The sequence below is a fragment of the Actinopolymorpha sp. NPDC004070 genome, assembly GCF_040610475.1.
Classification (GTDB): Bacteria; Actinomycetota; Actinomycetes; order Propionibacteriales; family Actinopolymorphaceae; genus Actinopolymorpha.
Map to the genome: position 1 here is coordinate 208,369 of NZ_JBEXMJ010000001.1, position 14,014 is coordinate 222,382.

13 protein-coding genes and 1 pseudogene are annotated in these 14,014 nt (G+C 70.8%); 9 read left to right on the plus strand and 5 right to left on the minus strand.

The features are described from left to right. The first annotated feature begins 15 nt into the window (after positions 1–15). Complete coding sequence (locus tag ABZV93_RS00965) at positions 16–972, plus strand: cytochrome c oxidase assembly protein (protein WP_354928259.1); 957 nt, start codon at positions 16–18, stop codon at positions 970–972. Between the two features lie 26 nt (positions 973–998). Here ABZV93_RS00965 and ABZV93_RS00970 read toward each other — a convergent pair. The 4 genes and pseudogenes from ABZV93_RS00970 to ABZV93_RS00985 all read right to left on the minus strand — a co-directional run. Then, positions 999–1,409 (minus strand): annotated as a pseudogene (locus ABZV93_RS00970) (STAS domain-containing protein); the annotation flags it as partial. 83 nt (positions 1,410–1,492) lie between these two features. Beyond that, complete coding sequence (locus ABZV93_RS00975) at positions 1,493–2,248, minus strand: GAF and ANTAR domain-containing protein (protein ID WP_354928262.1); 756 nt, start codon at positions 2,246–2,248, stop codon at positions 1,493–1,495. 149 nt (positions 2,249–2,397) lie between these two features. Then, positions 2,398–3,132: an MOSC N-terminal beta barrel domain-containing protein gene (locus ABZV93_RS00980; RefSeq protein ID WP_354928265.1), complete on the minus strand. Its 735-nt coding sequence runs from the start codon at positions 3,130–3,132 to the stop codon at positions 2,398–2,400. A gap of 40 nt (positions 3,133–3,172) precedes the next feature. Beyond that, positions 3,173–3,619 carry a VOC family protein gene (locus ABZV93_RS00985; protein WP_354928267.1) on the minus strand — a complete coding sequence of 149 codons (447 nt, stop codon included), beginning with the start codon at positions 3,617–3,619 and terminating at the stop codon, positions 3,173–3,175. 46 nt (positions 3,620–3,665) lie between these two features. Between ABZV93_RS00985 and ABZV93_RS00990 the strand changes: the two genes are divergently transcribed. From ABZV93_RS00990 to ABZV93_RS01005, 4 genes are all read left to right on the plus strand, one after another. Next, on the plus strand, positions 3,666–4,010 hold the full coding sequence (locus ABZV93_RS00990; protein WP_354928270.1) for a metalloregulator ArsR/SmtB family transcription factor: 345 nt from the start codon (positions 3,666–3,668) through the stop codon (positions 4,008–4,010). Next, on the plus strand, positions 4,007–4,834 hold the full coding sequence (locus tag ABZV93_RS00995; RefSeq protein ID WP_354928273.1) for a VOC family protein: 828 nt from the start codon (positions 4,007–4,009) through the stop codon (positions 4,832–4,834). Before ABZV93_RS00990 ends, ABZV93_RS00995 begins: the two co-directional genes overlap by 4 nt. A gap of 145 nt (positions 4,835–4,979) precedes the next feature. Continuing rightward, positions 4,980–5,210 carry a hypothetical protein gene (locus tag ABZV93_RS01000; RefSeq protein WP_354928276.1) on the plus strand — a complete coding sequence of 77 codons (231 nt, stop codon included), beginning with the start codon at positions 4,980–4,982 and terminating at the stop codon, positions 5,208–5,210. Between the two features lie 162 nt (positions 5,211–5,372). Further along, positions 5,373–5,921, plus strand: coding sequence for a DMT family transporter (locus tag ABZV93_RS01005; protein ID WP_354928279.1), 549 nt, complete (start codon positions 5,373–5,375; stop codon positions 5,919–5,921). Here ABZV93_RS01005 and ABZV93_RS01010 read toward each other — a convergent pair. After that, complete coding sequence (locus ABZV93_RS01010) at positions 5,834–7,423, minus strand: MFS transporter (RefSeq protein ID WP_354928282.1); 1,590 nt, start codon at positions 7,421–7,423, stop codon at positions 5,834–5,836. The genes ABZV93_RS01005 and ABZV93_RS01010 overlap by 88 nt on opposite strands. 350 nt (positions 7,424–7,773) lie before the next feature. Here ABZV93_RS01010 and ABZV93_RS01015 point away from each other — a divergent pair, with 350 nt between their 5' ends. The 4 genes from ABZV93_RS01015 to ABZV93_RS01030 all read left to right on the plus strand — a co-directional run bounded on the left by ABZV93_RS01015 (position 7,774) and on the right by ABZV93_RS01030 (position 14,010). After that, a complete protein-coding gene (locus ABZV93_RS01015; RefSeq protein WP_354928285.1) occupies positions 7,774–8,304 on the plus strand; it encodes an SRPBCC family protein in 531 nt (176 codons plus the stop codon). Between the two features lie 244 nt (positions 8,305–8,548). Next, complete coding sequence (locus ABZV93_RS01020; RefSeq protein WP_354928288.1) at positions 8,549–10,681, plus strand: DUF222 domain-containing protein; 2,133 nt, start codon at positions 8,549–8,551, stop codon at positions 10,679–10,681. Between the two features lie 146 nt (positions 10,682–10,827). Continuing rightward, positions 10,828–12,051: a DNA polymerase domain-containing protein gene (locus tag ABZV93_RS01025; RefSeq protein WP_354928291.1), complete on the plus strand. Its 1,224-nt coding sequence runs from the start codon at positions 10,828–10,830 to the stop codon at positions 12,049–12,051. A gap of 327 nt (positions 12,052–12,378) precedes the next feature. Continuing rightward, positions 12,379–14,010 (plus strand): GAF domain-containing protein, encoded by a 1,632-nt coding sequence (locus ABZV93_RS01030; protein ID WP_354928294.1) that lies wholly within the window; start codon positions 12,379–12,381, stop codon positions 14,008–14,010. The last annotated feature ends 4 nt before the right edge of the window (positions 14,011–14,014 follow it).

The following is a 14,014-nucleotide window of genomic DNA, read 5'->3' on the forward strand; positions in this document are numbered from 1 at the left end:
CATGACAGGCTGGCGATGACCGGCCACGGCATGACCGGGCACGCGATGGGCGGCACCTGGCTGGCGCTGGTTCCGGTGGTCGCCGGCGCTGTGGCGTACGGTCGCGCGGCCGGCCGGGTACGAGCTCGCGGGGGTCGGTGGCCGTGGCGGCGTACGGCAGCGGCCGCGGCCGGGCTGGCCGGCCTGCTCGCCACCCTGACCCCGGTGCTGACGCTGACACCGCTGATGCCGCCGGGCGCGCCGTTCCCGGCGCACGTGGTGCGGCACCTGGTCCTCGCCATGCTCGCGCCGCTGTTGCTGGCGCTGTCCGCGCCGGTGACGCTCGCCCTGCGGACGCTCACCGGAGACGCGCGGCGGTTGCTGCTCGCCGTCCTGCACAGCCGGGCCGCGCGCGTCCTCACCTGGGCGCCGGTCGTGCTGGTGCTCGAGGTCGGCGGGATGTACGCGTTCTACCTCACCCCACTGTTCGCCGCCGCCGGCCGGGATCGCGCGCTCGGCCTGCTGGTCGACGTACACATGGTGCTGGCCGGATGCCTGCTCGCGTGGTACGTCGCCGGCCGCGACCCGATGCCCCGCCGCCCCTCCACGCGTACCGCCGCGGTCGTGCTGCTGCTCGTCGCCGGCAGTCACGACGTACTCGCCAAACTGATGTACGCCGAGACCTTGCCCCGTGCTGCCGGTGGCGCCGAGCAGGTTCGGCTCGGTGCGCAGGTGATGTTCTACGGCGGAGACGCGGTGGAGGTGCTGCTCGCGGTGGCACTGCTCGCCGGGTGGTACGCCCGGGGCGGCCGCCGTCTGCGGGCGGAGCGCCGGCGGGCGGCCACTCAGGCGCCGGCGGCTTCGGTTCCCGTCGACGCGGCACCGAGCGGTTCGGTGCCGACTGGTTCGGTGCCGACTGGTTCGGTGCCGACTGGTTCGGTGCTGCGGGGTTCGGCGCGGTCGGGGCGCAGCGCATCGTCCAGGGTGGGGTAGACGTCGAACACCCGGTCCAGGCCGGTGATGTGCAGAGCCCGGCGCGGACCGCGGGGCGGCGCGGCCAGGCGCAGCGCCACGTCGAGTGCGTCGGCGCGGCGGTGAACGGCGAGGAGCGTGCCCAGGCCGGTGGAGTCCAGGAACGGCACCCCGCTCAGGTCGACCACCACGACCGGCCGGCCGTGGTGGATGAGCGGCAGCAGATCCGAGCGGACCTGGGAGGCCGTCGCCACGTCGATGTCACCGGACAGGGCGACGACGAGGTGGCGGCCGATCTCGGTGCAGGAAACCTCGACGGCGGGAACGAGCGTTCCGGCCGCGGGAAGGTTTTCGGAATGGTTCCCGGGGAAGTTGTCCGGGAGAGTTTCGCGGGCGCCGACCGGAACGATGTCCGGAGAGTCACAGCGCGGTTGGAGGGTCGGGGTCGGCTTGATCATGGCCGTCCTTCGGCAGGGGTGCACGGATGCGGCCTTTCGGCCACCGGCTGTTTTCCCAACCGCGTGCCACTGTAGCGCTGTACTCAGCGTTCGAAAGGCCGGGGAGGGACGGGAGGCTTCCCGCTCACCCGGTTGATGAGGTCGACGGCCACCTCGCGTAGCCGCCGATTGTTGTTCTGCGAGTGCCTGCGGAGGATGTCGAACGCCTGGTCGGCGTCGCATCGTTGCTGCCCCATCACGATGCCGACGGCCTGGTCGATGTACGTACGGGAGACCAGGGCCTGCTCGAGTTGGGTGGTGAGGTCGGCCTGTTCGGTGTGACGCACGGTGAGCGCCAGCGCAGTCGACGCCTGCGCGGCGAACGTCTCCGCCCGGGCCCGCTGGTCGCCGTCGAACGCGTTCGGGTGGTCGAACACGTAGAAGTTGAGGGCGCCGAGGGTCTCCTCGTCCACGTTCAGCGGCAGGCTGAGGGAACACTGGACGCCGAGCTCGGCAGCGGCGGGGTTGTACTTCGGCCACCTCTCGTCGGCGGCCTGGTCCTTCACCTCGATGATGTGGCCTGTGTTGAGCGTGTCGATGCACGGGCCTTCGCCGAAGGCATACTGCTTCTGGTCGACCACCGACGCTCGATCGTCGCTGGTGGCCACCGTGATCGGCTCTCCGCCCTGGTGCACGGTGATGCCGCACGACGCGGGTGGGCTGGTGACCGCGGAGGCCAGCGACGCAACCTTGTTGAGGAACTCCTCCAGCCGCGGGCCGGCAAGCAGCAGAGTCTGCAGTGAGCCCAGCAGGCCGCTCAGGTCGACTGCGGGCGGGTCCGGCTGCGGGCGCTGAGTCATCGGCGTCCGTCTCCTCACGTCTGGTCGTGGCGAGCGGAGGCGACCGGTCGCACCTCGGGCCCGCCGAACTGCCCACCGTACGGGATCCGTCGCGACTTCGCTGCCTGCTGCGGCGGACGCCCGGGCGGACACTTGGTGCAAAGGGGTGACTACAGGGCGTCCTGCGATTCCAGGGCGACCGTGTCACCGACGGTGATCGCACCGGGCGCGGCGACGGTGGCGAGTGTGCCGAGGCAGTTGTCGTGGCCGGCCGCGATCGTGCGGAGCACGTCCGAGGAGTGCGGGAGCGTGGGCTGGTCGGCGTTGACCATGACGCAACGTACGCAGGACCGGACGAACGTGAGCCGTACGTTGCCGATCCTGGCCGCACGACCCGGCCAGCCGTCCTCGAGAAACGGCGGGCAGCCGGGTGGGGTCCGCACCAGAAGGTTGGGCCGGAAGCGGCGCTCGTCCACGGGGACGTCGGGCACGGCGGCCCGAACCCAGTCCAGCGTCGCGGTGGTGAGGACGCTGACCGGCAGCTCGTCGAAGTGGGAGATCTCGCCCTCGCGGGCCAGCTCGACGTCGTCCTGGTTCAGGTAGCTGCGCAGGAAGCCGTTCGCGTCCGGTACCGCCGTGCCGTCCACGTCCAGCAGGACGGGTTCGTCGGCGTCGGAAAGCAGCCGCGAGGACAGGTGAAGCAGGCCGTCCATCCTCGTGAACCGACGGCTGTTCTTGCCCGACCCCAACTTCCCCCGTGCGTCGCGGACGGCGTACACGCGGTCACCGACCAGCCCGCGCTCGTCGACGTCCGCCTGGCGCAGCGACTCGCCGCCGACCGACTTGATCGGATACCGCCAGACGCGTTCGACGACGCCGATCTGCTCCATGCCGATCTGTGCCACGTCGCGACCGTACATCGACGGGTGCGGGCGGAAGAACGGGTCAGGCGCTGGGCTGGCTGAACATCCAGCGGTGGCCTTCGGGGTCGGCGGCCCGGTAGAGGATCCCGTGGCCGGTGTCGCTCACCTCCGACAGCATCGTGGCCCCGCCGGCCTTGGCCCGGTCGAAGTGGGCGCGCACGTCGGTGACCTGGACGAACACGCCGTTCACGATGTACGGAGTGTCCATCCAGCGCCTGGTGGTCTCACAGGTCCGCACGTGCGTGGCGGGACTTTCGTACCCGTTGCCGAAGTCGACGAGCATGACGACGCCCTGGCCGTCCCCGCCGCCGTCGCCGTAGGCGAGTTCGGCGTGCGTGATGCGTCCGTCGTCGTCGGTGAGCCGGAAGCGCTCGGTGAAGCCGAACGCGGCGGTGAGGAACTCGATCGCCGCGCTCGCGTTCTCGTAGGCGAGCATCGGGACCACGGTGGGGAGCTTCGTCTCGGTCATGTGGCGCAGCTTGCCAATTGTTAGAGGCAAGTGCAACTATTTCGGCGTGGTGAAGGAAACGGAATCCCGGGTGGACGAGGCGTTCGGCGCCCTGGCCGACCCGACCCGCCGCCGCGTCGTCGAGCTCCTCGGCGCACGCCCCTACCGCGCCGGCGATTTGGCCCGGGAGCTCGGCACGTCCGCGCCGGTGATGAGTCGCCACCTGCGCGTCCTGCTGCGGGCAGGTCTGGTGACCGACGAGCGGCCACCCGACGACGCCCGCGGGCGGATTTTCTCCCTCCGCGCGGATCGGCTCGCCGCGGTGTCGGCCTGGCTGGACCAGGTGCAGGCCCACTGGACCGAGCAACTCGGCTCGTTCCGCCGTCACGTCGAACGCCGGGGCCGGTCGTGAGCCGCACTTGCGCCGAAGCGTCCGTGGAGGTCGACGTCGACCGGTTCACCGCGTTCGCGATCTTCACCGAGGAGATCGACCTGTGGTGGGTACGCGGGCCGATCAACCACTTCGACAGCTCCCGGCTGGCCGAGCTGCGGATGGAGCGCGGCGTCGGCGGCCGCGTACTCGAGATCTACGACGAGTCCACCGGCGACGTCCTGGAGACCGACCGGATCACGGTCTGGGAGCCGGGCGCCCGGCTGGTCCTGCGCGGCAGCGTCCAGGACACCGAGACCGACGTGCGGTTCGAGCCGACCGGGACCGGCGGCACCCGGGTCCTGGTCTCGCAGTACCTCCGTCCCGGCGGCGACCCGGCGTCCGTGGGGTTCGGGTGGGCGAACATGCTTCGCACCTTCTCGGCGTGGAGCCGGCGCCGCGACACCGCGCCGCGCACACCTCGCGAGATCGGCCGGTTGGGACTGGCACTGTCGTACGAGGATCCGGTGGCGGCGGCGCGCTGGCTGGACGAGGTGTTCGGGCTGGGCTCCTGGGACGTCGACCGCCCGCCGGAGGAGGGCGAGCGCCCGGGCTGGATCGAGTTCCACGTGGGCGACAGCCTGGTGATGCTGTTCCAGCAGGAGAGCGCCGAACCCGTCCTGCCTCGGCGTACGCACGTTCCGTGGGTGTACGTGGACGACCTCGACGCCCACTTCGCCCACGCCAGGGACCACGGGGCACGGATCGTCAGCGGGATCGCCGTACACGCCGTCCGTAGCTACGTCGCCGAGGACCTCGAAGGGCACCAGTGGGTCTTCGTCCAGGCCCGGCCGACCCAGCGCTGACCACGGATTCCGCGCCTCGCCGAAGCGTTCGGCAAGGGCCGAAGAGTCGGCTGCCTACGCTCGTCCGGTGACCTCGACCGAATCCTCCGCTGTCCCGTCCACGCCGTCCGCATCATCGGGGGCCCGTCCATCCGGGTGGCTACCGGTGATCGCTGCGGCGACCACGGTGGTGTTGTGGGCTTCGGCGTTCGTGGCGATCCGCCACGTCGGCGCCGAACTCTCGCCCGGTGCGCTGTCGCTCGGCCGGCTGCTCGTCGGCAGCGTGGTGCTGGGCGTGGTGATGCTGACCCGGTCCTCCCCTGGCCCGCGCGGTCGCTGTGGCCGCGGCTGGTGGTGTGCGGCGTGTTGTGGTTCGGCGTCTACAACGTCGCGCTGAACGCAGCCGAGCGCCGGGTCGACGCGGGCACCGCGGCGATGGTGGTCAACGTCGGGCCGATTCTGATCGCGCTGCTGGCCGGGGGCGTTCCTCGGGGAGCGGTTCCCGGCCGCGCTGCTGCTGGGCAGCGCCGTCGCGTTCGGCGGCGTGGTGGTGATCGGGGTGGCGACCTCCGCAGGCTCCTCCGCGGACACCGTGGGGGTGCTGTTGTGCCTCGTCGCCGCGGTCGCCTACGCCGTCGGGGTGGTCGCACAGAAGCCGCTGCTCGCGCGGCTGCCGGCGTTTCAGGTGACCTGGCTGGCGTGCGTGATCGGGACGATCGCCTGTCTGCCGTTCGGTCCGGAGCTGGTACGCGAGGCCGTGGCGGCGCGTCCGTCCACCCTGGGCTGGGTGGTGTTCCTGGGCGCGTTCCCGACCGCGATCGCGTTCACCACCTGGGCGTACGCACTGTCGCGGACGAGCGCCGGCCGGATGGGTGCCACGACGTACCTCGTGCCGCCGGTGGCCATCCTGCTCGGCTGGCTGCTGCTCGGCGAGGTGCCGGTGCCGCTGGCGTTCGCCGGGGGAGCGCTGTGTCTGGTGGGAGTGGCGCTCACCCGGCGCCGGGCGCGCGAACGGCCGGCTCAGGCAGGTGTGTCGGTGTCGATCGGCTCGGAGCCGGCAGATTCGGTTGACTCGGCGACGGGCTCGTCGCCGTACGACCGGAGCTGACGGAACATCACCCCGGACACGACGGCGACCGCGGTGAGGACCACGGCACCGACGACCGCGGCGACCGCCAGGCCGTCGGTGAACGCGCTGCGAGCCGACCCGAGCAGGGCGGCTGCCAGCGGCTCGGGCAGTCCGCCGGCGGTGACCACCGCGCCGGACAGGCTCTCCCGCGCCGCATCCGCCGCCGCGGTGGGAACGCCGGCGGGGACGCTCACCTGGGCGACGTAGAAGGCCGCGGCGATGCTGCCGAGGGTGGCCACGCCGAGGGCGACGCCGAGTTCGCCACTGGTCTCCGACATGCCGGACGCGGCGCCGGCCTTCGTGGGTGGTGCCGCGCCGACGATGAGGTTGACCCCGAGCGCGGACGGCGCGGCGATGCCGACGCTGGCCAGCGCGAAACCCACCAGCAACACGACGAGTCCGTACCTCCCGGCCGCCAGCGCGACCACCACCAGCCCCAGCGCCGCGACCGCGAACCCGCCCGCGGAGACGACCGCCGGCCGGAACCGTCGGGCCAGTTGTGGGGTGAGCATCGAGCTGATCGCCATCGCGACGTTCACCGGGACGGTGGCCAGGCCCGCGCGCAGCGGCGACATGCCGGCGACGAGCTGGAGGTACTGGCTGATCAGCAGGAACGTTCCGGCCATCACGATCGCGCCGCCGAAGTTCATGCACAGGGCGGTGCTGAACCGGCGGGAGCGGAAGAGCTCCAGGTCCAGCAGCGGATCGTCAAGGTGGACTTGACGGTGGCAGAAGAGTACGCCGAACACCAGGCCGACCACGACCGCCAGCACGGGACCGGGGTGCCGGCCCCCGTGGGCGAGTTCCTTCAGGCCGTACACCACGGGCAGCACCGTGGCCAGCGACAGGGCGACGCTCAGCAGGTCGATGCGGCCCGCCTCGTCGTCGCGGAACTCCGGCAGCAGCGCGGGCGCGGTCGCCAGCAGGAGCACCATCACCGGTACGCCGAGCAGGAACGCCGAGCCCCACCAGAAGTTCTGCAGGAGTACGCCACCGACCAGCGGCCCGACGGTCATGCCGACCATGAAGCAGGTCATCCACACCGCGATCGCGACGCCTCGCTGGTGCTGGTCGCGGAACATCGTTCCGATCAGCGACAGTGTCGACGGCATGAGAGTGGCGCCCGCGATGCCGAGCAGGGCGCGGGTGGCGATCAGCATCTCCGCGGAGGTGGAGTACGCCGCGAGCACGGACGCGACCGCGAACGCCGTACCTCCGATCATCAGCAGTCGCCGGCGGCCGATCCGGTCGCCGAGGGTGCCCATCGTGACGAGGAAGCCCGCGATCATGAAGCTGTAGACGTCCATGATCCACAGTTGCTGGGTCGCCGTCGCGCCGAGATCCTCGCTCATGTGGGGGAGGGCGAGGTAGAGCACGCTCATGTCGAGGGAGAGCAGCAGTGTCGGCAGTGCCAGTACGGCCAGCCCGATCCATTCTCGTCGGCTCGCGCGGGGGCCGAGTGCGGTCGACTGCGATGTCACGAGGTCCCCTTTCGGTCGTACTGCCGGAGCCGCCTCCGGGCTGTGCCGGCCGAACCGGTGGTGCCGCCGCGCAGCGAGTACGACGGTAGGCCCACGGCCCATGTCGGGAGCAACCGGATTGTGTCGGATTGTGTGTCGGATCGCGTCGCCGGAAGGGACTCCGTGACGGCCGGAAAGTCATCGCGTGGGTGCGCCGTGGGGTTCGGGCGGGATTCCGGCGAGGGCGGACAGGACTTGACGGCTATATAACCGGAACAGCATATTAGGTGCCGCGAGAGGCTGACGCATTGTCGGCACGGCCGCCGGCGACCTTCCCTCTGTGTGTACCGTCCCTTGGTGAGGAGTGATCGATGGACCGATCGACGTTTCGACCCAGCCCGCCGGCCCCGGTGGAGGCCACCCGTGAGGACGACGGGTGGACGCTCGTCCTCACCCGCGAACTCCGCCACTCGCCCGAACGCGTGTGGGCGGCACTGACCGAACCCGACCAGTTGCGCGAGTGGGCGCCGTTCGTACCCGACCGCGACCTCGGCCTCGCCGGCGACGCGACCTTGACGATGGTCGACGGCGCCACGACGGACGACGTTGCCTCGACAGTGCTCCGGGCCGAGCCGCCCCGGCTGCTCGAGTACACCTGGGGTTTCGACCTGTTGCGGTGGGAGCTCGCCGCTCAGGGTGCGGGCACTCTGCTGACACTGCGGCACCGGGTGGGCGACCCGGAGATGCTTGCCAGGGTCGCGGCGGGTTGGCACCTGTGCCTCGACGTCGCCGAGCACCTGCTCGACGGCGACCCGGTGGGTCCGATCCGGGGTATGGAGGCCGTCGAGTTCGGCTGGAACGACCTGCACGACGCGTACGTACGCATGCTGAAGGAGCGCTAGAAGGTCGCGAGGTGGGCGCCTGGTCGGCGCCCACCTGCCAGCCCCTGTAGCGGGCCCGGGGACCACCTGTCCTGCTTGCTGCGGCTTGACTGGGTCTCGGCGGTGTCCACGGATCGATGACCCGCGGGTCCGCCGCCCCCGGCCTCGTGCCAGGTTTTTGTCCACAGGTAGCGGATCGGCGTGTTCTCGGGGTCGCGTTGTGGACAACGGGTGAGCTGTCGGTGGCAGCCTGTAGAGTTCGAACATGTATTCGACGACGCAGGATCTTCCCGGCGCAGGCGGCAGTGGTGCCGCTGCCCGGTTGAGGGCTGCGGTCGCCCTGTTCCGCGCCGGGCTCGACGAGGCCCTGTCCACCCCCACCACCACCCTGGAAGCCCGCGAGCTCGGTGAGCTGATCAGCGAACTGACCGTCGAGGAATCCCGGGCGGCCGCGCTGAAACTGTCCTTGGTGCGCCAGGCCGAGGCCCGCGACATCGGCAAGACGACGGGTGCGGCGAGCACGGCGGCTTGGCTGCGCAATGCCCAGCGGATGGGGAAGAAGGACTCCTACGCCACCGTCGCCCTGGCACGGGATCTGGACCGCACCATCACCCGGACCGCCCGTGCGCTGGCGCGTGGGGTGCTGTCGTTCCGGCATGCGCAGGTGATCGCCGCTGCGATCAAGGACCTGCCGAAGTGGGTCAGCCTCGAACAGCGCGTCAAGGCCGAGGAGTACCTGATCGAGGAGTCGAAGCGGCGTAACCCCGACGACGTACGCCTGCTGGGCCGGGCGTTGCTGCACTACCTGGCGCCGGAGGAATCCGAACGCCGGCTGGGCAAGGAACTCGACGACGCCGAACGTGCCGCAGAACGCTCCCGCTCCCTGAAGTACGCGCCGAACGGGATCCCCGGTTCGGAAACCGTGGTGATCAAGCTGCCGGTCCTGGAGATGGAAGTCCTCCGCAAGCTGGTCGAGGCACTGGTTGCCCGTGACACCCGCCCCGAACCCGACGACCGTCCGCTGGATCAGAAGCGTGGGGACGCGTTCGCGGAGTTGGTCGCCAGGTGGGCTGAATGGGAAGCCTCGCCCAACCGCGGCCGAGGACGCGACTGCGTCACCGTGCTGATCGATCTGCACAACCTGATGAACGGCGTCGGGTACGGCACCATCGACGACCTCAACCCCGTCCGCCCCATGCCGTGCGGCTGCCAAACCCCCGACGCCCAACGCCAAGCCAAACGAAAGACCAACCGCCAGGCCAAGGGCCAGCCCCAGGACGAGACCGCCAAGCGCACCGCCGGTTCTGAGGCGGGACAGTCCGGGCCAGACACGAGCCGCCGCGCCACCGAAGAGGCCAACGCTGCCGGCTCCAAGCCCAGCAAGCAGACCGGCAACACAGGCGGCACCAGGGACGCCGGGGACGCCGAGCCCAGCGACAACACCGAGCCGAGCGGCAAGGCCGAGCCGAGCGGCAACGTCGCGCCCGCGGCGGCGCCCGGTGCGAGCGCCAACGCCACCGCGGGGGCTACGGCGCAACCCGGCGTTGACGAAGGGGTCGTCGATCCGGACCTGGCGGACGGCCCCGGCGAGACAACCCGGCCAGCCGACGCTAGCGACCCACACACGGACGCCGATCCGGGCGAGACGACGGACTCGCGCGAACCGACCGAGGCGGCCGACGCCGAGGACCGTGGTCGTCCCGGTGGCCAGAGGGTGACGAGTTGCCGCAATGGTCAACCGGACAAGGAGAAACCACCACCGGATACAACGAGCCTCGCGGACCGGATACCCGAACCGCGAGAACCCGGCCAGCACCCACAACCGAACACCGCCACCGGAGCTGACCCGGAAACCGATACCGGGCCCGAGGACTGTGACCTCGGGGCACAAGACGACGCCGACACCGAACTGGACGAGGGTGCGGCGGGGCCGGAGGCTGCCATCGATCCGTACGACGGCTGCAGCAAGTGCGGTGGCGGTGGATCAGCCAGGATCCTCGGCCTGCGCGGCGAGCCGATCTCGGTCGCCACGATCCGCAGGATGGCCTGCGACGCCAACATCATCCCCGTCGTCCTCGGCGGCAACGGCGAAGTCCTCGACGTCGGCATGGCCGACCGCTTCTTCACCGAAGCACAACGCCGCGCCCTCGCCGTCCGCGACGGCAGCCACTGCCACTTCCCCGAATGCCAAGTCCCCGAACGCCGCTGCATCGCCCACCACATGAACCCCTGGGACAACTTCGGCCCGACCGACCTCGACAACGGAGTCCTCCTGTGCAAAACCCACCACACCTTCGTCCACCACAAGGGCTGGACGGTCCGCATGGGCGCACACGGCCACCCCGAATACATCCCGCCCGAGTGGGTGGACGCGCAGCAGAAAGTGCAACGACCGTGACAGCGGTTCCGCCCGGCGGGGCCGGGCGGCGGGGCCGGGCGGCGGCCACGGGACGGCAACAGGACCCGGCCGCCTCGTGCGGGGCAGCTCGCCCGCGTGCCGCGTCGCATCCTCGCGATCGGCGTGGTTCCGCCTATCGTGAGCCCATGTCGAAGTCGCAGGTCCTGGAGGTGGCCGGGCGTGAGGTGACCGTCACCAACCCGGACAAGCTGGTCTTCCCTGCCGGTGGCCACACCAAGCTCGACCTGGTGCGCTACTACCTCGCCGTCGCCGACGGAGCGCTGCGCGGCATCGAGGGCCGCCCGATGATCCTGAAGCGGTTCGTGAAGGGCATCGAGCAGGAGGCGTTCTTCCAGAAGCGCGCGCCCGGCAACAGGCCGGACTGGGTGGAGGTGGCCGAGCTCCACTACGCCTCCGGGCGTTCCGCGGAGGAAGCCGTGGTGCGCGACGCCGCCGGACTCGCGTGGGCGATCAACCTCGGCTGCGTCGACCTCAACCCCCACCCGGTCCTCGCGGAGGATCTCGACCACCCCGACGAGCTGCGCATCGACCTCGACCCCGTTCCCGGCGTGGAGTGGAAGCAGATCCTCGACGTCGCGCTCGTGTCCCGCGAGGTACTGGAAGACCACGGCCTCATCGCCTGGCCGAAGACCTCCGGGTCGCGCGGCTTCCACATCTACGCGCGGACCGAACCCCAGTGGACGTTCCGCGACGTACGGCTCGCCGCGGAGACCGTCGCCCGTGAGGTGGAGAACCGCGCACCCGATCTCGCCACCAGCAAGTGGTGGAAGGAGGAACGCCAGGGCGTCTTCGTCGACTTCAACCAGAACGCCAAGGACCGCACGGTCGCATCAGCGTACTCGGTACGGCCGACACCCGACGCCCGCGTGTCCACCCCGCTGCGGTGGGACGAGGTGCCCGACTGCCGGCCCGAGACGTACACCCTGCCGACGGTCCTCGAACGCTACGAAGCACTCGGCGACCCGTGGGTGGGCATCGGCACCTCCCACGGATCCCTGGAACCGCTGCTCGACCTCGCCCGGCGACTCGGCCCCGCGGAGAAGCCGCCCAAGGGGACCGGCCGCCGGCAACAGACGATGCCGCTGGTGGAGATAGCCCGCGCGAAGACGAAAGAAGAGGCCCTGGAAGGGCTGGAACGCTGGAAGGCCCGCCACCAAGCCGTGGTGGGGCACCTGGAACCCGCCGACGTCCTGGTCGACGGCATGCGCGGACGGAGCTCGGTCTGGTACCGCATCCGGGTCAATCTCCAGCACGTCCCCGAGGCGCAACGCCCACCGCAGGAGCCCCTCGAGGTCGACTACGACCCGTGGGCGAACACCCCGTGGGCGCAGGAACAGGACAACCGGTAGGGCACCCAGTTCTTCCCACCACGGGCGGACGAACGACGGCACCGGCAGCGGAAAGCGCGGGCGCTCCACACCGGAACCCACCCAGAAGCACCCAGGTGCGCGCAGGACCGGCGCCGCGCACGCGACCACAGGTCCAACGGCCCCCAACGGCCGGAAAACCGCGCCCGCAGCAGGCAGGATGGCGGGCAGTCGACCGTACCCGGTAAGGCATTCCTGCCTGCGCGTAACGATGGAAGCCCGGGACCACGAAGGAGAGATGCTGGCTCGCGGTGACGACTCCGGCCCCGGTGCGCGCGAGGATGGGAGAAGAGAAGCGAGGTTTTTCAGGTGACTCTCATCGCGAACGAGCGAGTACGCGGATCCTTGGAACGGATCGCCGAATCCGCCGCTGCGCTCACCGACGCGGAGTATTCGGGCATCGTCCTGGTCAACGGGGAGGAACCCGAACTCGCGGTGTCGCACGGCGCGCACCGCCCGACGTACGACGCACTGCTGCTCGGCGCGGAGTCCGGCGTGCTGCGTAAGGTGCTCGACGCCGAGGGGCCCACGCAGATCACCGACGTGCACAGCCTGCCCCTGCCGCGGCAACGGTCACATGGGCACCGGCGTGACCGCGCTGGTGCCGGCGACCGGCCCGATACGCCGGCCGGCGGGCTGCTCGGCGACCGCATCCTGTCCCCGGAGTGCGGAACCCTGTGCGGGGCGCTGGTCGTGGCCGCGAAGCGCGGTGGCACCTTCACCGACCAGGACGCCGCCGCGGTCACCGTCCTCGCCAACGCGGCCGGAGCGACGATCGAGCAGGCCCGGATCGCGGCCCGGGAACGCCGGCGCCAGCACTGGCTTTCCACCAGCGCCACCGTGACCAGCCTGCTGCTGAAGCACGTCGACCCGAAGGAGGCGCTGCGCGAGATCCTGCGAGGTGGCTTCCGGGAACTGTGCGGTGCCGACGTCTCCGCGGTGATGTGCGCCGACCCGGTCCGGCCGCACGTACCGCTGATCATCGCCGTGGACGGGTTCGGCATGGACGACTTCCCGGTCACCGAGATGTCGCCGGACAGCCTGACCGCCCGGGTGCTTCGTACCGGCGAGGAGATCATCAGCGCCGACCTGTCCACGGTCGAGGGCTACAACCCGCCGGCCCGGTGCGCCGAGCGTCTCGCCTCGATGGGGCCGGGGATGCTGCTGCCGCTGCAGACGGGGGAGCGGATCCTCGGTGTCCTCGGGGTCGGCTGGCGCCGTGGCTCTCCGGAGGGCCTGGCGGCGCTGGAGCAGAGTGAACAGGTCGAGCTGGTACGCAGCTTCGCCCGTCAAGCCTCGCTTGCGCTGCTGCGCCTGCACTCGGAGGAGGACCGCGACCAGCTGCTGTTGTTGCGAGAACGCGACCGGATCGCCGCCGAGCTGTGCGGCGGTGTGATCGAACGCGTGTCCCAGTCCGAGCTCGACCTGCACAGCGCGCTTGGTCTCAGCCGGCAACCGGAGGTCCGCAGCCGGCTGCAGTCGGCTGTCGAGAAGCTGGAGGACACGGTACGGGCGATGCGGGACACCGTGTTCCAGACGCCGGACGACGCGGCGACGGACCAGGCGTCGACCGACTGGCAGCCACTGCTGGAGGAGATCGACTCCGCCTGCTCGGCGGTCGGCCTGCATCCCCGGCTGGTGCTCGCCGGCCACCTGGACCGGACGACCGTCGTCAGGTCGGTGCGCGGTGAACTCGCCACCGCGGTCAGGCATTCGCTCGCACTCACCCCGCACCTCTCACCGACGTCGGTGGAGGTGTGCATCGAGGTCACGGTGGACCATCTCGTGCTGACCGTCTCCGACCAGACACCCCCGCAGGCAGCGACCATCGAGGCGGAACGCATTGCCTGGCTGGAAGACCGCGCCCGCGAATGCGGCGCCCGGGTCACCGTGTCTCAGAGCGAGGACCAGGCCCGCATCGAATGGCACCTCCCCACCTGAGCGG